The sequence below is a fragment of the Caballeronia temeraria genome, from assembly GCF_001544795.2.
GTDB lineage: Bacteria > Pseudomonadota > Gammaproteobacteria > Burkholderiales > Burkholderiaceae > Caballeronia > Caballeronia temeraria.
In genome coordinates, this window is record NZ_FCOI02000001.1 from 363,302 (window position 1) to 385,429 (window position 22,128).

General features: G+C 64.6%; 20 protein-coding genes. 9 read left to right on the top strand and 11 right to left on the bottom strand.

Annotated features, from left to right (window positions below; all coding sequences use genetic code 11):
* The first annotated feature begins 90 nt into the window (after nucleotides 1–90).
* On the top strand, nucleotides 91–3,618 hold the full coding sequence (gene dnaE / locus AWB76_RS01745; RefSeq protein WP_061158386.1) for a DNA polymerase III subunit alpha: 3,528 nt from the start codon (nucleotides 91–93) through the stop codon (nucleotides 3,616–3,618).
* On the top strand, nucleotides 3,618–4,679 hold the full coding sequence (locus AWB76_RS01750; protein WP_061158387.1) for a glycosyltransferase family 4 protein: 1,062 nt from the start codon (nucleotides 3,618–3,620) through the stop codon (nucleotides 4,677–4,679). Before dnaE ends, AWB76_RS01750 begins: the two co-directional genes overlap by 1 nt.
* 11 nt (nucleotides 4,680–4,690) lie before the next feature.
* On the opposite strand, the gene AWB76_RS01755 is transcribed toward AWB76_RS01750, so the two are convergent.
* Nucleotides 4,691–5,452 carry a glycosyltransferase family 2 protein gene (locus AWB76_RS01755; RefSeq protein WP_061158388.1) on the bottom strand — a complete coding sequence of 254 codons (762 nt, stop codon included), beginning with the start codon at nucleotides 5,450–5,452 and terminating at the stop codon, nucleotides 4,691–4,693.
* 345 nt (nucleotides 5,453–5,797) lie between these two features.
* On the opposite strand from AWB76_RS01755, the gene AWB76_RS01760 reads away from it, so the two are divergent.
* From AWB76_RS01760 to msbA, 3 genes are all read left to right on the top strand, one after another.
* Nucleotides 5,798–6,934: a glycosyltransferase family 9 protein gene (locus tag AWB76_RS01760; RefSeq protein ID WP_061158389.1), complete on the top strand. Its 1,137-nt coding sequence runs from the start codon at nucleotides 5,798–5,800 to the stop codon at nucleotides 6,932–6,934.
* Complete coding sequence (locus tag AWB76_RS01765) at nucleotides 6,931–8,235, top strand: O-antigen ligase family protein (protein ID WP_061158390.1); 1,305 nt, start codon at nucleotides 6,931–6,933, stop codon at nucleotides 8,233–8,235. The genes AWB76_RS01760 and AWB76_RS01765 overlap by 4 nt, the downstream gene beginning before the upstream one ends.
* A 190-nt stretch (nucleotides 8,236–8,425) precedes the next feature.
* Nucleotides 8,426–10,144: a lipid A export permease/ATP-binding protein MsbA gene (gene msbA, locus AWB76_RS01770; protein ID WP_374729904.1), complete on the top strand. Its 1,719-nt coding sequence runs from the start codon at nucleotides 8,426–8,428 to the stop codon at nucleotides 10,142–10,144.
* A 47-nt stretch (nucleotides 10,145–10,191) separates the two neighbouring features.
* On the opposite strand, the gene rng is transcribed toward msbA, so the two are convergent.
* The 9 genes from rng to upp form a co-directional block, all read right to left on the bottom strand.
* Nucleotides 10,192–11,661, bottom strand: a complete 1,470-nt coding sequence (gene rng / locus AWB76_RS01775; RefSeq protein WP_061158392.1) for a ribonuclease G — start codon at nucleotides 11,659–11,661, stop codon at nucleotides 10,192–10,194.
* Between the two features lie 7 nt (nucleotides 11,662–11,668).
* A complete protein-coding gene (locus AWB76_RS01780) occupies nucleotides 11,669–12,283 on the bottom strand; it encodes a Maf family protein (RefSeq protein WP_061158550.1) in 615 nt (204 codons plus the stop codon).
* A gap of 66 nt (nucleotides 12,284–12,349) precedes the next feature.
* Complete coding sequence (gene rlmH / locus AWB76_RS01785; RefSeq protein WP_061158393.1) at nucleotides 12,350–12,820, bottom strand: 23S rRNA (pseudouridine(1915)-N(3))-methyltransferase RlmH; 471 nt, start codon at nucleotides 12,818–12,820, stop codon at nucleotides 12,350–12,352.
* A 14-nt stretch (nucleotides 12,821–12,834) separates the two neighbouring features.
* On the bottom strand, nucleotides 12,835–13,287 hold the full coding sequence (gene rsfS, locus AWB76_RS01790) for a ribosome silencing factor (RefSeq protein ID WP_061158394.1): 453 nt from the start codon (nucleotides 13,285–13,287) through the stop codon (nucleotides 12,835–12,837).
* A 2-nt stretch (nucleotides 13,288–13,289) separates the two neighbouring features.
* A complete protein-coding gene (locus AWB76_RS01795; RefSeq protein ID WP_061158395.1) occupies nucleotides 13,290–13,967 on the bottom strand; it encodes a nicotinate-nucleotide adenylyltransferase in 678 nt (225 codons plus the stop codon).
* The gene (hemF, locus tag AWB76_RS01800; protein WP_061158396.1) at nucleotides 13,958–14,917 is read right to left on the bottom strand and encodes an oxygen-dependent coproporphyrinogen oxidase; all 960 of its coding nucleotides are present in this window, start codon (nucleotides 14,915–14,917) and stop codon (nucleotides 13,958–13,960) included. Before hemF ends, AWB76_RS01795 begins: the two co-directional genes overlap by 10 nt.
* Nucleotides 14,918–15,049: 132 nt before the next feature.
* Entirely contained in the window at nucleotides 15,050–16,351 is a 1,302-nt protein-coding gene (gene purD / locus AWB76_RS01805) for a phosphoribosylamine--glycine ligase (RefSeq protein ID WP_061158397.1), read from the bottom strand.
* A gap of 258 nt (nucleotides 16,352–16,609) precedes the next feature.
* Nucleotides 16,610–17,338, bottom strand: coding sequence for a YebC/PmpR family DNA-binding transcriptional regulator (locus AWB76_RS01810; protein WP_061158398.1), 729 nt, complete (start codon nucleotides 17,336–17,338; stop codon nucleotides 16,610–16,612).
* Between the two features lie 310 nt (nucleotides 17,339–17,648).
* Nucleotides 17,649–18,302 (bottom strand): uracil phosphoribosyltransferase, encoded by a 654-nt coding sequence (gene upp, locus AWB76_RS01815; RefSeq protein WP_061158399.1) that lies wholly within the window; start codon nucleotides 18,300–18,302, stop codon nucleotides 17,649–17,651.
* 210 nt (nucleotides 18,303–18,512) lie between these two features.
* Here upp and AWB76_RS01820 point away from each other — a divergent pair, with 210 nt between their 5' ends.
* The 4 genes from AWB76_RS01820 to kdpE are packed head-to-tail and all read left to right on the top strand — an operon-like array spanning nucleotide 18,513 to nucleotide 21,467.
* Entirely contained in the window at nucleotides 18,513–19,292 is a 780-nt protein-coding gene (locus AWB76_RS01820; protein WP_061158400.1) for an SDR family oxidoreductase, read from the top strand.
* Between the two features lie 15 nt (nucleotides 19,293–19,307).
* Nucleotides 19,308–19,697 carry a methylglyoxal synthase gene (locus AWB76_RS01825; protein ID WP_061158401.1) on the top strand — a complete coding sequence of 130 codons (390 nt, stop codon included), beginning with the start codon at nucleotides 19,308–19,310 and terminating at the stop codon, nucleotides 19,695–19,697.
* A 52-nt stretch (nucleotides 19,698–19,749) separates the two neighbouring features.
* Nucleotides 19,750–20,724 carry a quinone oxidoreductase family protein gene (locus AWB76_RS01830; protein ID WP_061158402.1) on the top strand — a complete coding sequence of 325 codons (975 nt, stop codon included), beginning with the start codon at nucleotides 19,750–19,752 and terminating at the stop codon, nucleotides 20,722–20,724.
* Nucleotides 20,725–20,768: 44 nt separating this feature from the next.
* Nucleotides 20,769–21,467 (top strand): two-component system response regulator KdpE, encoded by a 699-nt coding sequence (kdpE, locus tag AWB76_RS01835; RefSeq protein ID WP_061158403.1) that lies wholly within the window; start codon nucleotides 20,769–20,771, stop codon nucleotides 21,465–21,467.
* On the opposite strand, the gene AWB76_RS01840 is transcribed toward kdpE, so the two are convergent.
* Complete coding sequence (locus AWB76_RS01840; protein WP_061158404.1) at nucleotides 21,443–22,120, bottom strand: NAD(P)H-binding protein; 678 nt, start codon at nucleotides 22,118–22,120, stop codon at nucleotides 21,443–21,445. The two genes, kdpE and AWB76_RS01840, sit on opposite strands and share 25 nt — an antisense overlap.
* Nucleotides 22,121–22,128: the final 8 nt, after the last annotated feature.

Below are 22,128 nucleotides of genomic sequence, written 5' to 3' on the forward strand. Positions count from 1 at the left end.
AAGCCTTGCGCGTGCGCAATTTCCGGCGCCCCGGAGGCCTTATCCGTTCGGCTAACGCGCGTTCCGATGCCGGTTCGGACGATGGCCCGCATGTACAATACCGCCATGTCAGATCCCCGCTTCGTTCATCTCCGCGTCCACTCCGAATTCTCGATCGCCGACGGCATCGTGCGGCTGGACGACGTCGTCAAGGCTGCCGCAAAAGACGGGCAAGGCGCGCTCGCGCTGACCGATCTCGGCAACGCATTCGGTCTCGTGCGCTTCTACAAGGAAGCGCGTGGCATGGGCGTGAAGCCGATTGCCGGCTGCGATGTCTGGATCACCAATGCCGCCGATCGCGACAAGCCTTCGCGCCTCCTTTTGCTCGTGCGCGATAAAGAGGGCTATCTCAATCTGTGCGAGTTGTTGAGCCGCGCGTGGCTGACGAACCAGTATCGCGGCCGCGCCGAGGTGCTGGTGGAATGGCTCGAAGAAGGGCTGGCAACCGGGCTGCTCGCGCTCTCGGGCGCGCAGACGGGCGATATCGGCATGGCGCTCGCCGCGGGCAACGCGCAATCCGCGCAACGGAACGCCGAACGCTGGATGAAGCTCTTTCCGAACGCGTTCTACATCGAATTGCAGCGCGCGGGTCAGCCGGGCGAGCAGGCGTATGTGCAGGAAGCGGTCAAGCTTGCCGCCAAGCTAAAGCTGCCGGTCGTCGCCACGCATCCGATGCAGTTCATGACGCCCGACGACTTCACCGCGCACGAAGCGCGCGTGTGCATTTCCGAAGGCGATATTCTCGCGAATCCGCGTCGGCAGAAGCGTTTTACGCAGGACCAGTTTTTCCGCACGCAGGATGAAATGTGCGCGCTTTTCGCGGACATTCCATCGGCGCTCGCGAACACGGTCGAGATCGCGAAACGCTGCAATCTGACGCTCGAACTCGGCAAGCCGAAGCTGCCGCTTTTCCCGACGCCCGATGGCATGTCGCTCGACGACTACCTCATCCAGTTGTCGAAGGAAGGCCTCGAAGTTCGTCTGCAGCAGCTTTATCCCGATGAAGCCGAACGCGAGGCGCAGCGCGAAACCTATTACGCGCGGCTCGACTTCGAGTGCGGCACCATCATCAAGATGGGCTTTCCGGGCTACTTCCTGATCGTCGCCGACTTCATCATGTGGGCGAAAAACAATGGCGTGCCGGTCGGGCCGGGCCGTGGCTCGGGCGCGGGCTCGCTCGTCGCGTACGCACTCGGCATCACGGATCTGGACCCGCTGCGCTACAACCTGCTGTTCGAGCGATTCCTGAATCCGGAACGGGTGTCGATGCCCGACTTCGACATCGACTTCTGTCAGGAAGGGCGCGATCGCGTCATTCAATACGTGAAGGGCAAGTACGGCGCGGACGCCGTGTCGCAGATCGCGACCTTCGGCACGATGGCGGCGAAGGCGGCGGTGCGCGACATCGGCCGGGTGCTCGATCTCGGCTACATGTTCACCGACGGCATCGCGAAGCTGATTCCGTTCAAACCGGGCAAGCACGTGACCATCGCGGACGCGATGAAGGAAGAGCCGGCGCTTCAGGAGCGCTTCGATTCCGAAGACGAAGTGCATCAGCTGCTCGAACTCGCGCAGCGTGTGGAAGGGCTGACGCGAAATGTCGGCATGCACGCGGGCGGCGTGCTGATCGCGCCGGGCAAGCTCACGGATTTCTGCCCGCTCTACACGCAGGGCGAAGACGGAGGCGTCGTCAGTCAGTACGACAAGGACGATGTCGAAGCCGTCGGCCTCGTGAAGTTCGACTTTCTGGGCCTGACCACGCTCACGATTCTGGACTGGGCGGAGCGCTACATTCGCCGCCTCGATCCGTCGAAGAAGGACTGGAGCCTCGCGCAGGTGCCGCTCGATGACCCCGCGTCGTTCTCCATTCTGAAGAAAGCGAACACCGTCGCCGTGTTCCAGCTGGAAAGCCGCGGCATGCAGGGCATGCTGAAGGACGCACAGCCGGACCGCTTCGAGGACATCATCGCGCTGGTGGCGTTGTATCGGCCGGGCCCGATGGACCTGATCCCGAGCTTCTGCGCACGAAAGCACGGGCGCGAGATCGTCGAGTATCCGGACCCGCGCGTCGAACCTGTTCTGAAAGAGACCTACGGCATCATGGTCTATCAGGAGCAGGTGATGCAGATGGCGCAGATCATCGGCGGCTATTCGCTCGGCGGCGCGGACTTGCTGCGTCGTGCGATGGGCAAGAAAAAGCCCGAGGAAATGGCCACGCATCGCGAGATTTTCGCGGAAGGCGCGGCGAAGAACGGTCTCACGCGCGCGAAGGCGGACGAGACCTTCGACTTGATGGAGAAGTTCGCCGGCTACGGCTTCAACAAGTCGCACGCGGCGGCCTATGCGTTGCTCGCGTATCACACGGCGTGGCTGAAGGCGCATCATCCGGCGGAATTCATGGCGGCCAACATGTCGCTTGCGATGGACGACACGGACAAGGTCAAGATCCTGTTCGAGGACTGCCTGACGAACGGCATGGCCGTGTTGCCGCCCGATATCAACCAGTCGGCGTATCGCTTCGAGCCGGTCGCGGAAGCCGATGGCAAGCGCTCGAAAACCATTCGCTATGGTCTGGGCGCGGTGAAGGGAAGCGGGCAGAACGCGATCGAAGAAATCTTGCGCGCGCGTGAAGACGGTCCGTTCGTCGACCTGTTCGACTTCTGCGAGCGCATCGACCGCCGTGTCGTGAATCGCCGCACGGTGGAAGCGCTCATCCGCTCGGGCGCGTTCGACACGGTCCACGCGAATCGCGCGCAGTTGCTCGCCTCCGTGCCGATGGCAATGGAAGCCGCCGACCAGGCCGCCGCCAACGCCATGCAAGCCGGCCTCTTCGACATGGGCGACGCGCCGCTCGCGAAGCACGAATACGTCGACGAAGCCGAGTGGTCCGACAAGAAGCGTTTGCAGGAAGAGAAAACTGCGCTCGGTTTCTATCTGTCCGGCCATCTGTTCGATGCCTACAAGGGCGAAGTGCGCCGCTTCGTGCGCCAGAAGATCGGCGAGCTGAAGGAAGGGCGCGACAAACTCGTCGCGGGCGTGATCTCCGCGATGCGCACGCAGATGACCCAGCGCGGCAAGATGCTGATCGTCAATCTCGACGACGGCAGCGGCCAGTGCGAAGTCACCGTCTTCAACGAACAGTTCGAAGCCAACAAGGCGCTCTTCAAGGAAGACGAGTTGCTCGTCGTGCAAGGCATGGCGCGCAACGACGCATTCACGGGCGGCATTCGCTTCACCGTCGATACCGCGATGGACCTCGAACGCGCGCGCAGCCGTTACGCGCAATCGGTGAAGGTCGAGATGAACGGCAACGCCGACGCCCTGCGTCTGCGCCGCGTGCTCGAAGCGCACGCAGCGGGCGCGCAGGAAGCGCCGCCGCCGATGCCTGCGAAAGACAACGGCCGCCAGCGTCAAAGCGCGCCGATTCCGAACGGCCTGAACGTGAGCATCGTTTATCGCAGCGAGCATGCCGAAGGCGAAGTGCGCCTCGGCGACGCTTGGCGCGTCAAGCCGACCGACGAGCTCATCACGGCGCTGCGCGGCGAATTCGCGGGCAGCGCCATCGAAATCGTCTACTGATGCGCATCGGCATCTCGGCGAATGCGCTGAAGCATTCCGGCGGACTCGAACGCTACGCGATGGATCTCGTGCGCGGCCTCGCCGCCGCGGGCTTCGAAGGCAAGCGTAAGCCCGCGTTCTTCGCGCGCAAGATCGATGCGTCGCTGCCCGAGAGCCGGCTCGTCGAGCCGTATCGCATCAAGGTGTCGTTTCTGCCGGGCAAGCTGCGCGACGCGTATTTCTCGTGGGCGTTGAAGCGCGCCCGCAAGAAGGCGAAGGTCGATGTGCTCATCGGCTGCAATCGCGTGGAAGGCTCCGAGATCGCCATTTGCGGCGGCACGCATATCGGATTTTTGCGCGCAACGGGGCGGCGCGAGAAGCGCTCGGACACGCGGCAGATCGAGCTGGAGCGGCGGCAGTATGCGCGGGCGAACGTGATCGTCGCGCATTCGGACATGATGAGCGACGAACTGCGCGCGCTGTACGGCGTGGACGTGCGCAAGATTCGCGTGCTGTATCCGCCCGTCGACGGTGCGCGATTCTCTCCCGTTGATGCCGCCACGCGCGCGCGTCTGCGCGAACAGTTCGGCTTCAAGGCCGATGAAACCGTGCTGCTGTTTCCGTCGAGCAGCCACGAGCGCAAGGGCTTGCCGCTGATCGAGAAGGCGCTCGCCGGCTTGAACGTGGTGATCGCCGTCGCGGGCCGCGCGCCGGAGAGGCCGGCGGCGAACGTGCGCTATCTCGGTTATGCGAAAAACATCGAAGATGCGTATCGCGCGGCGGATTTCACCATTCTTGCGTCGAGCTACGAGCCGTTCGGGCTTGTCGGCATCGAATCGGTGATGTGCGGTACGCCCGTGATCTTTCCGGCGTGCATCGGCTGCTGCGACGCGATTGCGGATCACGCGAAGCACGTCTTCAAATCCGGCGATGCCGACGATCTGCGCCGCACGGTGCAGGGCGCCATCGAAACGCGGCGCGACGCCCAGCTCGGCGCCGACGCGGTGCGCTACGACACGAGCGTCGACGCGCACGTGCGCGCGCTGATCGATCTCGCGCGTGACATCGACGCGAAACGCTGACGCAAAGACTGTCAGCGCATTTCGTTCATGTGGGCGAGTTTCAGAAACCGGTAATAGACCGTCTGCGCGTTGAATACCGCGATCATGAAACCGGCTTTGCCGTCCAGAAATCCGCGCCGCAGCACGTAAGTCCGCACGAACGCCCACGCGCCGCGCGTGAGCGCGATGCCGAAGCTGCCGCGCTTGCCCGAGGCGTGACGTTGCTGCGCACCCGCCGTCGAATACGCGTCCAGCTTGCGCAACACCGTTTCGAAATCCTCGTAGGAGTAGTGCATCAGCTTGCCGGAGAGACGCGCGACGGGCTTGCCGGTCGACAGCACCAGTCGCTCGTGCACGAGATCGGGCGAGAAGCGCGCGGTGCCGCGGCGAAAGAGCCGCGGGATCCAGTCCGGATACCAGCCGCTGTGCTTCACCCACACGCCGCAAAAGCTCGAAAGACGGTCCACCGCGTAGATGTCCGCCTGCGCGTCGGTGATCGCGGCGCGGATCGACGCGGCCAGCTCCGGCGACACGATTTCGTCGGCGTCGATGGAGAGCACCCAGTCGGTCGAGAGCGCGTCGAGCGCGCGGTTTTTCTGCGGGCCGAAGCCGGGCCAGTCGCGCGCCTCGATCACGCGCGCGCGATGCGCCTCGGCGATGCCCACGGTTGCATCGGTGCTGCCGCCATCGACGACGACGATTTCATCGGCAAAGGAGACGGCTTGCAGGCATTGCGCGAGGCGCGCTGCCGCATTGTGGGTGATGATGGCGATACCGAGCGTTGGGCGGGGCATGGAGCGTTGGACCGGCGTGCGTGTTGGTATAATTATTGAATACTGGTTTGGTGCGCGCGGCGGGATTTTCGCAGTGTCCGCACCGAGCGTAAAGAGGCCGCGGGCCTCTTTTTGTTGTCGGGGTGAAGCGAGGCCGATAGTGTGCCTGACGGAAGCACGTAGCAAAAGATCGATCGAGGCGAGTTTGGTTCCCAGCACATCCGTCATCCAGCACCGGTTTTCTCTTCGCGAGTCGCATCGACATCCATTCGGACACACGCGGCCTGGCGAACTTCATCCCCAGGCGGGAGCGCGCAAAGCCTGTTTCACCGGTCGGCTGCCCGCGAGCATTCCTGTTTTGATTCTATGAGCCGATTTTCGGGGCGCATACGCATCATTGCCCGAGCGATACCCAAGCTTGCGCTCAAGGCGTTTCGCCGCAGACCGACCGACGTGTCGAGCATCCTGATCGCGCATCACTTGCTGCTCGGCGACACCTTGCTGCTGACGCCGCTCGTCGCCAAGCTGCGCGTGCGCTATCCGCACGCGCGCATCGCGCTCACATGCCCGAAGGCCATCGTGCCGCTCTACGCCGGACGCCCTTATGGCGCAGAGGCGCTGCCGTTCGATCCGCGCGATGCCGCGAGCGTCTCGGCCGTGCTGAGGTCCGGCCCGTACGATCTCGGCATCGTCGTCGGTGATAACCGTCATGCGTGGCTCGCGATTGCCGCGAAATGCCGCTGGATCGTCGGTCATGGCGACGACACGCCCGCGTGGAAGAACTGGCCGATCGACGAGCCGCATCCTTATCCATCGACACCCGCCGCCTGGGCCGATATCGCCGCGACACTGATCGACGGCCCGGCGCCGGCGCGTTATCGCCCGGACGACTGGCCGGCCCCGGCGGCGGCGGCGCTCGCGCCGGCGGACGCGGCCGTGCTCGCGAAGCCTTATGTGGTGCTGCATCCGGGCGCGAGCACGTCGGTCAAGCGCTGGCCGCAGGATCGGTGGCGCGCGCTCGCCGCACGCGTCGAGGCGTTGGGTTACACGCCGGTCTGGAGCGGCGGCCCGGGCGAAGTGGAGCTGATCCGTGCGATCGACCCGCAAGCGCGGTACGTGAGTTTCGCGGGCCGCGTCGGGCTCGGCGAGCTGTGGTATCTGTTTGCGCGCGCCCGCGCCGTGGTGTGCCCGGACACGGGCGTCGCGCACCTCGGGCGCATGGTCGGCGTGCCGACGGTCACGCTCTTCGGACCCGGCAACGCGATGATCCACGGCGCAGGCGAATTCTGGCGCGACGCGCCCTTCACGCCGGTTACCATCGTCGACATGCCGTGCCGCGACGAACCGGACATCTTTCGGCGGAAGGTATCGTGGGTCCGCCGCTGCGATCGGAACGAATCGACGTGTGTCGCGTGGCGCGGCGATCACGCCGAGTGCATGGGCCTCATCTCGCTCGACGCGGTCAGCCGGGCGCTCGAGGCGATGTTGACGGAAGGTCTATGACGACAAAAACGTTTCGTTTTCAGCCTGACCTGTTCCTCTGGATTGGTGCGCCCGTCATTTTGTTCGTCGTGGCCTTCGCCCACATGACGGCGCTCGAGAATATCGCGCTCGGATTCATCGGGGTCGGCACGATCGCGCTGGCCGCGACGCGTACTGCGCCGGCGCCGCTGCGCTGGCCGCTTCTCCTGCCCGCGACGCTCTGGGCCGCATGGGCGCTCGCGTCGGTGTCGTGGTCGGCTTATCCGGCCGAGAGCATGCACGCATGGCTCGACGAAGTCTTCTATCCGCTCTTCGCCTTCTTCGGCTTCTGGCTGCTCGGCGCACGCACAGCCCATCCGGAGCGCTTCGTCGTCGCGCACTGGCTCGGCTGCGTGCTCGTCGCGGTGATCAGCGTCGTCTATTGGGGGCAACTGCAGCCGCCCACGGCCGACACGTTCATGCTGCACTACTACAATCGCGTCGGTCATACGAGCACGATTGCGCTCTTCGCGATGGCGCTCTTCACTGGCATGATGCCCGGCAAATGGCGGGTGATCGGCGTGACGGGCGTGCTGCTCAGCGTGTTCATCGGCGTTGCGACGCTCAACCGGTTTTTCGGGCTCGCCGCGTTCGTCACGCTGGTGATCGCGGTGTATCCGCTCTACCGGCGCCACATGCGACTCGCGACAGTCGCGCTTCTGATCGCGGCCGTGGCGGTGATCGGCGCGCTCGAATTCAGTTCGCGCAGTCGAATTGCGCTCAATCCGCCCGCGCTGCCCGCGCACGGCGTGACGATCGAGGGTGATCGCATTCCGGTGCCGTCGTTCCTGCCGGGCATCGCCGATACGCTCGCCGCCGATACCCGTCCGCGCCTCTGGGCGTTCTATAGCAAGGCCGGCGAGTCCCATTGGTGGACTGGGGTCGGGTTCGGCAAGCCGCTGCCGGGCGAGGTGTACAAGAAGGAAATGCCGCCTCGTCTGCTCGCTGCCGAGCCGCAAGCGCTGACGCACGCCCACAACCTGTTTCTGAACACGTGGCTCGAAACGGGCATCGTCGGCGTCGTGCTGGAAGGGGTGCTGTTCGCGGCGCTCGTCATCCGCTTCTGGCGCTTGCGGCGCGAGGTGCCGTGGCTCGCTGCGGGAGGCATCGCGCTCGTCGGCGGCATGATCGCCAAAAACTCCACCGACGATTTCATGTGGCAGACGACCGCGCTCGCGTTCTGGTGCTTCGCCGGTCTGATGCTCGGCCGGGGCGAAAGGCTCACGGGCCGGCTGCCGCCGCATCGCGCAACGCCGGATAAGAACGCGCACAAGCCGCAATAGCCGCCGCTTGCGCGATTCCTCGGGCGCGTCGCCCAGAGGATTAGAATGTCGGATTCTCGCGTGCTGATCCGCATCGCGAATCGAACCGGCGCACTTTCATGCAAACCGAACACCGAGGAAAGATTTGAGCGAGAAGCAGACATTGCGCAAGACCATCGGCGTGGGCGAAGCCAGCTCGCCGACGGCCGTCATGAGACGGCTCTGGCCGTACATTCGTCCGCTGCTCGGCATGGTGATGCTCGGCCTGGTGACGATGGGCATCGTCGCGGCGACCGAAGCGGGCATCCCGATGCTGCTCAAGCCGCTGCTCGACCACGGTTTCGGCTCGAAGAGCAGCGATCACGCGAAATGGCTCGTGCCGGCGGCCGTCATCGGCCTCGCGCTCGTGCGTGGCGGGGCGCAATACGCGTCGGGCTATTTTCTCTCGTACGTGACGAACAAGATCCTGCTGCAACTGCGGCTCGAGATGTTCCAGCGCATGATCCACACGAGCGCGGGCTTTTTCCAGCGCGAGACCGCGAGCACGGTCATCAACGCGGTCGTCTTCGAGGTCAACCAGATTCTGAGCGTGCTGCAAAGCGTGGTCGTCACGCTCGTGCGCGATTCGCTCACGGTCGTGTTTCTGCTCGGCTATCTGTTCATTCTCAACTGGCGCCTCACGCTGATCGTCGCGGTGATTCTGCCGGCCATCGGCTGGCTCGTCAGCAAGATCAACCGGCGGCTGCGGCGCCTGAACCGCGAGCATCAGAGTCTGACCAACGAACTGTCGTACATCGTCGAGGAGACGGTCGGCGGCTACAAGGTCGTGAAGGTGCATAACGGCGAGCCGTACGAGATGGGCCGCTTCACGGAGATGAGCCATCGCCTGCGCGGCTATTCGATGCGCATGCAGGTGTCGGGCGGGCTTGCGCAGCCGCTCACGCAGTTTCTCGCGTCGATCGCGCTCGCAATCGTCATCACGATCGCGGTCGTGCAGTCGGCGAACGACCAGACGACCGTCGGCGGATTCGTTGCGTTCGTCACGTCGATGCTGCTCGTGATTTCGCCGCTGAAGCATCTGATCGACATCAATCAGCCGATGCAGCGCGGCATGACGGCGGCCGAGCTGATCTTCGGCCTGATCGATGAACCGGCCGAGCCGGAGGGCGGCGGACGTCGCCTGGAGCGCGCGCGCGGCGAAGTCGAATTCCGCGACGTGACGTTCAGCTACGGCTCGGTCGACCGGCCGACGCTCGATCGTGTGTCGTTCAAGGTCGCGCCGGGCGAGATGGTCGCGCTGGCGGGGCCGTCGGGCAGCGGCAAGACGACGCTCGTGAATCTGCTGCCGCGTTTCTTCGATCCGCGCGCCGGTCAGGTGCTCGTCGATGGCGTGCCGATCAGCGAGTACAACCTGCACGATCTGCGCGGCCAGCTGGCGATGGTCAGCCAGGATGTCGTGCTCTTCAACGACACGATCGCGGCGAACGTCGCATACGGGCAGACGCCGGATCGCGCGCGCGTGATGGCAGCGCTGACGGCGGCGAATCTCACGGACGTGGTGACTTCACTGCCGGAAGGCATCGATACGCTGATCGGCGGCAATGGCATGCGCTTGTCGGGCGGGCAGCGTCAGCGTCTCGCGATCGCGCGCGCGATCTACAAGGACGCGCCGATCCTGATTCTCGACGAAGCGACTTCAGCGCTGGATTCTGAATCGGAGCGGCATGTGCAGTCGGCGCTCGAAACGCTGATGAAGGGGCGCACCACGCTCGTCATCGCGCACCGGTTGTCGACCATCGAGCGCGCGGACCGGATTCTCGTGATGGAAGCGGGGAAGATCGCCGAGCAGGGCAGTCATGCCGAGTTGCTGCGCAAAGACGGGCTGTACGCGCATTTGCATCGGATTCAGTACCAGCAGCAGGCGGCTTGAGGTTTCAGCCTCGCTCGAACCGGGTTCGAGCGAGGTGGGTGCCGAGGCTACATCAACACAATGTCGTACTGCTCCTGCGACAAGTTGCTCTCCACCTGCAACGAAACCGGCTTCCCGATAAAGTCCATCAGCATCGCCAGATGCTGCGACTCCTCTTCCAGAAACAGATCGATGACCTGCTGCGACGCCACCACGCGAAACTCGCGCGGATTGAACTGCCGGGATTCGCGCATGATTTCGCGCAGCACGTCATAGCACACGGTGCGCGGCGTCTTCACCTGACCCTTTCCCTGGCACGTAGGACACGGCTCGCACAACACATGCGCCAGTGACTCGCGCGTGCGCTTTCTCGTCATCTCGACGAGCCCGAGTTGTGAGAAGCCGTTCACGGTCACGCGCGTTCTGTCGCGCGACAACGCCTTTTTCAACTCGCCCAGAACCTGATCCCGATGCTCGACATTCTCCATGTCGATGAAATCGATGATAATGATCCCGCCGAGGTTCCTCAAGCGCAGTTGCCGCGCGATGGTATGCGCCGCTTCGAGATTGGTCTTGAAGATCGTGTCGTCGAAATTGCGCGCGCCGACATAACCGCCCGTATTGACGTCGATGGTCGTCATCGCTTCGGTCTGGTCGATCATCAGATAGCCGCCTGACTTCAGATCGACGCGCCGCGACAGCGCCCGCTGAATCTCCGCCTCGATGTTGTAGAGATCAAAGAGCGGCCGCTCGCCGGTGTAGTGATGCAGACGCGACGCCACCGCCGGCGTGAACTCCGCGGCGAAATCCGAGAGCATCTGAAACGTTTCGCGCGAATCGACCTGAATGCGCGTGGTCTCGTCGTTGACGAAGTCGCGCAACACGCGTTGCGCGAGGTTCAGATCCTGATAGAGCAGCGTGGTGGGCGGCACGCGCTGCGCCTGAGCCACGATCGTCGCCCACGTTTTGCGCAAGTACGCGACATCGGCTGCGAGCTCTTCGCTCGTCGCATCTTCGGCGATAGTGCGCACGATATAGCCGCCTTTTTCATCGGCGGGCAGGACGGCGGTCAGACGCGCGCGCACGGCCTCGCGCTCCGCTTCGCTCTCGATCTTCTGCGAGATGCCGATGTGCGGCTCCTGCGGCAGATACACGAGCGTGCGCCCCGCGATGCTCACTTGCGTCGACAGCCGCGCGCCTTTCGTGCCGATCGGATCCTTCACGACCTGCACCATCAGCGACTGACCTTCGAAGACGATCTTTTCGATCGGCGTATGCGGTTGCGAGTTATGCGGCTCGCCCGCGATGCGCGGATGCCAGATATCCGCGACATGGAGAAACGCAGCGCGTTCGAGCCCGATGTCGATGAACGCGGACTGCATGCCCGGCAGTACGCGCACGACCTTGCCGAGATAGACGTTGCCGACGCGCCCGCGCGAGAGCGTGCGCTCGACGTGAAGTTCCTGAACGGCGCCTTGCTGAACCAGTGCGACGCGGCTTTCCTGCGGTGTGACGTTGATCAGGATTTCTTCGTTCATGGCCTGTTTAGAATGCGACGCGCGCCACGCGCAAGAGCGCTGCGGTCTCGAAAAGGGGCAGACCCATGATACCCGAATAGGACCCGTCGATTCGCTCGATGAACTCCGCCGCGCGGCCTTGAATGCCGTACGCGCCCGCTTTGCCGAGCGGCTCGCCCGATGCCGCGTAGCGCTGCAGCGCAGCACGGTCGACGTTCGAAAAGCGCACCTGCGAACGCGATAAGGCCGGTTCGAGCAGCGCGCCATCGGCATCGACGACGGCGAGCGCCGTCAGCACTTCGTGCTCGCGGCCCGCGAGGCGTTCGAGCATCGCGACGGCATCGTCTTCGTGCAGCGGCTTGCCGAGGATCATTCCGTCGATGGTGACGGTCGTATCGGCGACGAGAATCGGGGCGGCAGCGAAGCCGCCCGCGACGAGCCGTGCACGCGCCGCGCGCGCCTTCAACGTGCACACGCGCACGACGTAGGCATCGGCGGCTTCGCCGGGCAGCTCGGCTTCGAGCGCTTCGGCGTCTTCATCGGCACGGGGAAGCAGGAGTTCGAACTGCACGCCGAGCTGACGAAGCAGCTCCTGACGGCGCGGGCTTTGCGAGGCGAGATAAACGTAGGGATGAGTCGGCATCTTGAAGTCGGATTCGAATGGCGCGCGAGGCATTCGATCCAACGTCGATCCAACGTCGAAGCCGCCTCACGCGCGATGATAGGGATGATTCTGCGTGATGCTCCACGCGCGGTAAAGCTGTTCGGCGAGCAGCACGCGCACCATGCCATGCGGCAGCGTGAGACTCGATACGCGCAGCAGCAGTTCGGCGCGCGCCTTCACGGCGGGATCGAGCCCGTCCGCGCCGCCGATCACGAACGCGACATCGCGCCCGTCCTGTTGCCAGCCGGGCAGGGCGTTCGCAAGTTGCATCGTGGTCCAGTCGCGGCCGCGTTCATCGAGTGCGACGACGCGCGCGTTCTTCGGCAAGGCGGCTTCGATGCGCTGCCTTTCAGCCGCCATCACGCTCTCGGCATTGCGTCCCGACGAGCGCTGCTCCGGCTTGATTTCCTTGAGCTCGATGCGCAGCTCGGGCGGCATGCGCTTCGCGTATTCGTCGAAGCCATTCGTGATCCAGTCGGGCATCTTGTGCCCGACGGCGAGGATGACCAGCTTCATCGAACGAAGCGGCTTCAGTGCTTGCGCACGGTCTTGCGCGCGGGACGTTTGACGGCGGGCGCGTCGTCTTCTTCGTCCTCGTCTTCATCGGCGGTGACGCTCGCGCCGCCGAACATGTTCGGCTTTTGCAGCTTCACGCGCACGGGCTTGTCGCCCCAGACTTCCTCGAGGTTGTAGTACTGGCGCAGCGCCGGTTGCAGGATGTGCACGACCGCGTCGCCGCAGTCGACCAGCACCCATTCGCCGATCTCTTCGCCTTCCGTGCTGATGATGTCGCCGCCCGCTTCCTTGACCTTCTCGCGCACGCTGTTGGCGAGCGCCTTGGTCTGCCGGTTCGACGTGCCGCTCGCCACGACCACGCGGTCGAAGAGGGAGGTCAGGTGGGTCGTGTTGAACACTTTGATGTCTTGCGCCTTGACGTCTTCGAGACCGTCGATGATCGCGCGTTGAAGCTTCTGAAGTTCCATAGTTACGGTGTCTGGTACAGGTGATGTTGAACAATATAGTCCCATACGGCCGATGGGACCTGAGCGCGGGCGCCGGTCGTGCCGTTCATCGAACGTGCTTCCTCGCGGATCGCCGTGGCGGATACGTCGAGCAGCAGCATTTCGTCGATGTGCATATGGCCGTGCGGGCTCGCGCGCAAAACCTCGGGCGATGCGCCGCGTGCCGCGAATTCCGCCGCGACTTCAGCGGGCAGCGTCGCGACGTCGAAGCCCGCGCGCGTTTCCACGCAGACGTGCGCGTAGTCGAAAAGCCGCTTCCACTGATGCCACGAATTGAGCTTGACGAGCTGATCCGCGCCCATCAAAAGCGAGATCGACGCGTTCGCGCCTTCGCGTTCGCGCCAGTGCGCGAGTGTGTCGACGGTGTACGTGTCGCCCTGGCGATCGATCTCGTCGGTGGCGACCGTGATCCGCACGCCGTCGAGCGAGAGCGAGGCCGCCGCCGCGCGCGTCATCGCCAAGCGATGCTCCGGCGCCGATACGCCCGCCTTCTGCCACGGCTGACCGGCGGGCAATAGCACCAGCTCGGTCAGTTGCAGCAATTCGACGAAGCGCCGCGCGAGCGCGAGATGCCCGTTGTGAATCGGATCAAACGTGCCGCCGAAAAGGCCGACGCGCTTCGCGCAGGGCGTCACAGCCATTCCCGGCGCACCAGAAAGTCGTCGTACAGCCGCGCTTCCGGCGTGCCGCGCTCCGGCTTCCAGTCATAGCGCCAGTTCGCGACGGGCGGCATCGACATCAGGATCGATTCGGTGCGTCCGCCGCTTTGCAGACCGAAATGCGTGCCGCGATCGAACACGAGATTGAACTCGACATAGCGGCCGCGCCGGTACGCCTGGAATTCACGCTCGTGCTCGCCATAGGGCGTGTCGCGACGGCGCTCGATGACCGGCAGATACGCGTTCAGGAACGCATCGCCGACGCTGCGCATCATCGCGAACGAGCGCTCGAAGCCGGGCTCCGAGACATCGTCGAAGAAAATGCCGCCGATGCCGCGCTGCTCGTTGCGGTGCTTGAGATAGAAGTACTCGTCGCACCACGTCTTGAAGCGCGGGTACAGGTCCGCGCCGAACGGATCGAGCGCATCGCGGCACACCCGATGGAAATGCCGCGCATCGTCTTCGTAGCCGTAGATCGGCGTGAGATCCATGCCGCCGCCGAACCAGAAGATGGGCGCTTCGCCTTCCTTCGTCGCGGTGAGCATGCGCACGTTCATGTGCACGGTCGGGCAGTGCGGATTGCGCGGATGCATGACGAGCGATACGCCGAGCGCCTCGAAACCACGCCCGGCGAGCTGCGGACGCGCCGCGCTCGCGGACGGCGGCAGCGCGTCGCCCTGCACATCCGAAAAGCCGATGCCGCCGCGCTCGAAAAAGCCGCCGCCTTCGAGCATGCGCGTCACGCCGCCGCCGCGCAGATGCGCGCCGGGTTCGCGGGTCCAGGCGTCGGTGGCGAAGGCGGTGCCGTCGAAGGCGCCGAGCGCATCGGCGATGCGCGTCTGCAGACCCGTCAGATAGTCGCGCACGGCTGCGATATCGTGGGCTGCGTCATGTTCGTTGCGTTGTTCCGCGCTGCGGTTCGGTTCACTCATCGATTGCTGCGTGCGTCCTGAGGGCGGCCAGAAATAGGCGGGGTTAACCCTTCGTCTCGAATCTCTAAAAAGCACGCTGCCGGACACGAGGTCCGGCAGCGTGTGGGCTCGTGCGGCGTGAGCCGCGTCAATTCAGTGCTTGTCGCCAGGTTTGTCCGCCGACTGCTTGCGGTTCACCGCCCGATAGCCGATGTCCCGCCGATACTGCATGCCGTCGAACGAAATCTGGTTGACTGTATCGTAGACCACGGATTGCGCGCCGCGCACGGAATCCGCCAATCCGACGACGCACAGCACGCGCCCGCCCGAGGTCGTGAGCTTTCCGTCGGTCAGCGTCGTGCCCGCGTGGAAAGTGACGGAATTCTCGGTTTCCGCGGGAATGCCGCTGATGCGGTCGCCCTTGCGCGGCGTGTCCGGATAGTTGTGCGCCGCGAGCACGACGCCGAGCGCCGTGCGGCGGTCCCAGTCGAGATCGATGGTGTCGAGCTTGCCGTCGATGGCCATTTCCACGACCTTCGAGAAATCGCCCTTCAGACGCGCCATGATCGGCTGCGTTTCGGGATCGCCCATGCGGCAGTTGAATTCGAGCGTTTTCGGATTGCCGTTCGCGTCGATCATCAGGCCGGCGTACAGGAAGCCGGTGAAGCGGATGCCTTCGTTTTCCATGCCGCGCACCGTCGGCTGGATGATTTCGCGCATCACGCGCGCGTGCAGTTGCGGCGTGACGATCGGCGCGGGCGAATACGCGCCCATGCCGCCCGTGTTCGGACCCTTGTCGCCGTCGAGCAGGCGCTTGTGGTCCTGGCTCGACGCGAGGGGCAGCACGTGCTTGCCGTCCACCATCACGATGAAGCTCGCTTCCTCGCCCGCGAGGAATTCCTCGATCACGACGCGCGCGCCCGCATCGCCGAGCTTGTTGTCGGCGAGCATCGAATCGACGGCCGCGTGCGCTTCTTCCAGCGACATCGCGACGACGACGCCCTTGCCGGCGGCGAGGCCGTCGGCCTTGATGACGATCGGCGCGCCTTTCGCGTCGATGTAGGCGTGCGCGGCAGCCGGCTCCGAGAACGTCTCGTATTCGGCGGTCGGGATGTTGTGGCGCTTCATGAACGCCTTGGCGAAGTCCTTCGAGCTTTCGAGCTGCGCGGCTTCCTTGCTCGGGCCGAAGATTTTCAGCCCGCGCGAGCGGAACAGATTGACGATGCCCGCGGCGAGCGGCTGTTCCGGACCGACGAGCGTGAACGCGACATGTTCCTTCTCGACGAAATCGGCGAGTTCCGCCGGGTCCGTGATGTCGACGTTGCGCAGGCGCTCGTCCTGCGCGGTGCCGCCGTTGCCCGGCGCGACATAGACGATCTGCACGCGCGGCGATTGCGCGAGCTTCCAGGCCAGCGCGTGTTCGCGGCCGCCGGAACCGACGACGAGTAACTTCATGTGAATCCCCGAAATCCTGACAAAAAGCGGCTTGAGAAAAAGCGGCGGGTGCATCGACCGTAAAGCGCGCAGATGACATTCGTCATAACGTCGCGAAGGCGGCTCGCGCTGACATCGGCTGCGTCACGCGCCTTCCAGGGGCGATGCGGCGCCGCGATGATCGCGCGGCGCTGCTCCGGCATGCGAGCCGAAGCGAAAGATGTTCCATGCGCGAGCGCAGCGGCTTTCGATGCCGCCGCGCCCGGCGCGATCCGAAGCTCAGTCTTCGTTGATCGCGGCGTTTGTATAAACTTCCTGCACGTCGTCGAGATTTTCGAGCGCATCGAGCAGTTTTTGCATTTTCACCGCGTCGTCGCCGCTGAATTCGACTTCCGTCTGCGGTTTCATCGTGACTTCGCCGAGTTCCGCCTTGAAGCCGGCCGCTTCGAGCGCGTCCTTCACCTTCTGGAAATCGTTCGGCGGGCACACCACTTCGATGCTGCCGTCCTCGTTCGTCACGACGTCGTCCGCGCCGGCTTCGAGCGCGGCGTCCATCAGCTTGTCTTCCGGCGTGCCGGGCGCGAACAGGAACTGGCCGACGTGGTCGAACATGAACGACACCGAGCCGTCCGTGCCCATGTTGCCGCCGAATTTCGAGAACGCGTGGCGCACTTCCGCGACCGTGCGGGTGCGGTTGTCCGTCATCGTGTCGACGATGATCGCCGCGCCGCCGATGCCGTAGCCTTCGTAGCGGATTTCCTCGTAATTCGCGCCATCCACGCCGCCGACGCCGCGCTGGATCGCGCGGTTGATGTTGTCCTTCGGCATGTTGGCGTCGTAGGCCTTGTCGATGGCGAGCCGCAGGCGCGGGTTCGAATCGACCTCGCCGCCGCCCATGCGCGCAGCAACCTGGATTTCCTTGATGAGGCGCGTCCAGACCTTGCCTTTCTTCGCGTCGGCCGCGGCTTTCTTATGCTTGATGTTGGCCCATTTGGAATGACCCGCCATTACCTTTCTCCATCGCGCGCGGGGCTATAAGCCGTGCGCCTAGTGTGCTGTCGTGCTGAATGTGTCTGTCCGGCGCGCGCTTTGCGGCGGCAGCCGGGTTCGCCCGGGGATCGCTGGATCCGGCGCAACCCGAATAGGAACAGACCGAAATTTTAGCATGGCAGCACGCGCTCTCAATGCCGCGCGGCGCGGGCAGGAACGTGAAAATCGGCGCAAACCGTGCGAAATTCCGTCGAATCGCGTCGAAAGCGGCCGTAAACGCAAACCGCCGCGCGAATGGCGCGGCGGTCGGGGCGATTCAGGCAGACGCTTAATTCTTCGTGCCGAACAGACGATCGCCCGCGTCGCCGAGACCCGGAACGATATACGCATGCTCGTTCAGGTGGGAATCGAGCGATGCGACGTACAGCTTCACGTCCGGATGCGCGTCCTGGAACACCTTCACGCCTTCGGGCGCCGCGACCAGCGCGACGAACACGATATTTTCGCTTTGCACGTTGCGGCGTTTCATGACGTCGACGGCGTGCACCGCCGAATAGCCCGTCGCGACCATCGGATCGCACAGGATGAAGACGCGCTCTTCGAGATCGGGCGGCAGGCGCACGAGATACTCGACCGGACGATGATCGTCCGCCCGATACACGCCGATATGCCCGACCCGCGCCGAGGGCACGAGATCCAGCAGGCCGTCCGACATGCCGATGCCCGCGCGCAGGACCGGCACGATCGCGAGCTTCTTGCCGGCGATCACCGGCGCGTCGATCTCGAGGAGCGGCGTTTCCACGCGCTTGGTCGTGAGCGGCAGATTGCGCGTGATTTCGTAGCCCATCAGCAGCGTGATTTCCCGCAGGAGCTCGCGGAACGTGCGCGTCGACGTGTCCTTGTCGCGCATGTGGGTGAGCTTGTGCTGGATCAGCGGGTGATCGGTGATGAAAAGATTGGGAAAGCGGCTGTCTTGTTTCATGGGTCTCGCGCGCGGCGCGTCCTGCTCGTGTGATGTTCTGCCTCTGACGCTCGGTGAGCGCACAGTGGCGACAGTTTACCCAAAAGCCCGCCCGTGCCTAAGAAGAATCGCGCGCGCCGCGAGGGCCGCCGACGTTGCCGCCCCGATTCTTCTAGAATTGCGCGAGAGGCGTGTTCACGCCGATCGCGACAACGACAAGGAGGATGGACGATGGACATGGGAATCGCGGGCCGCACCGCGCTGGTGTGCGCGGCGAGCAAGGGGCTCGGACGCGGATGCGCCGAAGCGCTCGCCGCCGAAGGCGTGAATCTGGTGATCACCGCGCGCACGGCGGAAACGCTCGAAGCGACGGCGGCGCACATCCGCTCGACGTACGGCGTCACGGTGACGACCGTCGCGGGCGACATCACGACGCCCGAAGGCCACGCCGCCGCGCTGGCCGCATGCCCGGCGCCAGACATTCTGGTGAACAACGCGGGCGGCCCGCCGCCGGGCGACTTCCGCACCTTCACGCACGACATGTGGATCAAGGCGCTCGAAGGCAACATGCTGACGCCGATCGAGCTGATCAAGGCAACCATCGACGGGATGATCGAGCGCGGCTTCGGGCGCGTGGTGAACATCACGAGTTCGTCGGTGAAGGCGCCCATCGACGTGCTCGGCCTGTCCAACGGCGCGCGCTCGGGCCTGACCGGTTTCGTCGCGGGCGTCGCGCGCAAGGTCGCATCGACCGGCGTCACGATCAACAATCTGCTGCCGGGCACGTTCGACACCGACCGCATCGCCGTGACGATGGAAGCGCAGGCGAAGGCGCAGAACATCTCGATCGACGACATGCGCGCGCGCCGTGCGCAAAGCCTGCCCGCGGGCCGATTCGGCACGTCGGAAGAGTTCGGCAAGGCCTGCGCGTTCCTGTGCAGCGTGCATGCGGGCTACATCACCGGTCAGAATCTGCTGATCGATGGCGGCGCTTATCCTGGCACGTACTGATCGAGGAGCATGCACATGACCACACGCGTCGCGCTGATCGCGCACGACATGAAGAAGGACGACATCGTCACGCTCGCGGGCGAGTTCGTCGACACGCTCGCGCAATGCAGTCTCGTCGCGACGGGCACGACCGGCGGGCGCGTCGCGGCGGCGCACGGGCTGGAGATCGAACGCAAGCTGTCCGGTCCGCACGGCGGCGACCTGCAGATCGGCGCGGAACTGGCGGAAGGGCGCGTGAATATCGTGATCTTCCTGCGCGATCCGATGACCCCGCAGCCGCACGAGCCCGACATCAACGCGCTCGTGCGCGCCTGCGACGTGCACAACGTGCCGTGCGCGACGAACATCGCGACGGCGCGCATGATTCTCGACGACTTGCGCCTGCGCTTTGCGCGGGCGTCCTGAAGCACGCATCTTGAAGCACGCATCCTGACGCACGAAAGGAGATGAACGAGCGATGACCAAGGCAATCCGATTCGACAAGGCAGGCGGCCCGGAAGTCATGAAGTGGGTCGACGTGGACGTGGGCGCGCCCGGCAAGGGCGAGATTCGCGTGAAGCATCATGCGGTGGGGCTGAATTTCATCGACGTGTATTTCCGCACCGGCCTCTATCCGATGCCGCTGCCGGGCGGCCTCGGCATGGAAGCCGCGGGCGAGGTGACGGCGGTGGGCGAGGGCGTCGCGCAGTTCAAGCCGGGCGATCGTGTCGCGTATGCATCGCGGCCGCCGGGCGCCTATGCGCAAGAGCGCGTGATGTCGGCGGAGTATGTCGTCAAGCTGCCGGATTCGATCGGCTATGAAGACGCCGCGTCGATCATGCTGCAAGGCCTGACCGCGCAGTATCTTTTGCGGCGGACGTATCGCGTGAAGGCGGGCGACACGGTGCTGATTCACGCGGCGGCGGGCGGTGTCGGCATGCTCGCGTGCCAGTGGGCGAAGGCGCTCGGCGCGACGGTGATCGGCACGGTCGGCTCCGACGAAAAAGCCGAGTTGGCGAAAGCGCATGGCTGCGATCATCCGATCGTCTACACGCGCGAAAACTTCACGCAGCGCGTGCGCGAAATCACGAACGGCGCGGGCGTGCCCGTCGTCTACGATTCGATCGGCAAGGACACGTATATCGCATCGCTCGATTGCCTGTCGCCGCTCGGACTGTTCGTGAGCTTCGGCAATTCGTCGGGACCGTTGCCGCCGCTCGACTCGTCCGAGCTTGCCGGACGCGGCTCCCTCTATTTCACGCGGCCGACGCTCTTCAGCTACATCGCCAAACGCAGCGATCTCGACACGATGGCCGCGGAACTGTTCGATGTCGTGTCGTCGGGCAAGGTGAAGACGAACGTGCGCCAGCGTTATCCGCTTTCCGATGCAGCGCGCGCGCACGAAGACCTCGAGGCGCGCAAGACGACCGGCTCGACGATTTTTCTGCCCTGACACGCGGCGTGGGGCGGTTCGTGAAACTAACGATCCAATAAAACATGAGCGAGCCGTCCTTCACCGTCGTCCTGATCGAGGACGAAAAGCAGATTCGCCGCTTCGTGCGCGTGTCGCTCGAAGCGCAGGGCATGACGGTCCATGAAGCGGAAACAGGGCAGAAAGGCCTCGTCGAAGCCGCGACGCGCAAGCCGGATCTCGTGATCGTCGATCTCGGCTTGCCCGATACCGACGGCATCGACGTCATTCGCGAACTGCGCGGCTGGACCGAGCTGCCGATCATCGTGCTGTCGGCGCGCACGCAAGAGGAAGAGAAAGTCGCCGCGCTCGATGCCGGCGCCGACGATTACCTCACGAAGCCCTTCGGCGTTTCCGAACTGATGGCGCGGATTCGCGCGCATTTGCGGCGGCGCAATCAGGCGTCGGCGAGCGAAACGCCGGTTGTCACTTTCGGCGATGTCACCGTCGATCTCGCGTTGCGCCGCGTCACAAAAAACAGCGAGAACGTGCATCTGACGCCGATCGAATACCGGCTGCTATCGACGCTCGTGCGGCACGCCGGGCGCGTGCTCACGCATCGGCAATTGCTGGTGGAAGTGTGGGGGCCGTCGCATGTCGAAAGCCCGCATTATCTGCGCATCTACATGGCGCATCTGCGCCAGAAGCTCGAGCGCGATCCCGCGCAGCCGGAGCATATCGTGACGGAAACGGGTGTCGGTTACAGGCTCGTCGGCGTGGCGTGATGGACGGCGTTGAGCGCATCGAGCACGCTATCGATGGGCTCGTCGCCGCCGACGAACGCGATCATCCGGTCGCGGATGCCGAGCGTCACGCAGCGCACCGCGATGCGCGCGACATCGGCGCGCGCGACTTCGGGCTTGTGTTCCGTGAGTTCGTCGGCGAGCGCGATCGCGCCGTGCGCCGGTTCATCCGATAACGGTCCGGGCCGAAGAATCGCAAAAGGCACGCCGCGATGCGCGACGTATTCATCGGCTTCACGCTTCATCCGTGAATAGTGGCGCAGCGCAAATCCGCTGCGCTCGGGATAAAACGCCGACAACGCGCTCACGACGACGAGCTGCCGCACACGCCGGCGCTTCGCGGAATCGGCGGTGCGCATGACGGCGTCGCGGTCGATCGCGCGCTCCTCGTGCACGCCCTCGTTTTCCGCCGATCCGGCTGCGTAGATCACGTGCGTGATGTCGTCGAAGGCGTGGGAAAAGTCCTGGGTCAGATCGCCGAGCACGATGTCGGCGCCCATCGCCGCGAACTCGCTCTTGTGCGCGGACTTGCGCAGCATCGCGCGAAACGGCACGGCGTCGTGATGCAGGCGTTTGGCGATGAGCCGGCCGGTGCGGCCGTGCGCGCCGATCAGCAGAACCTTCAGCGTTTTCATGCGCAACG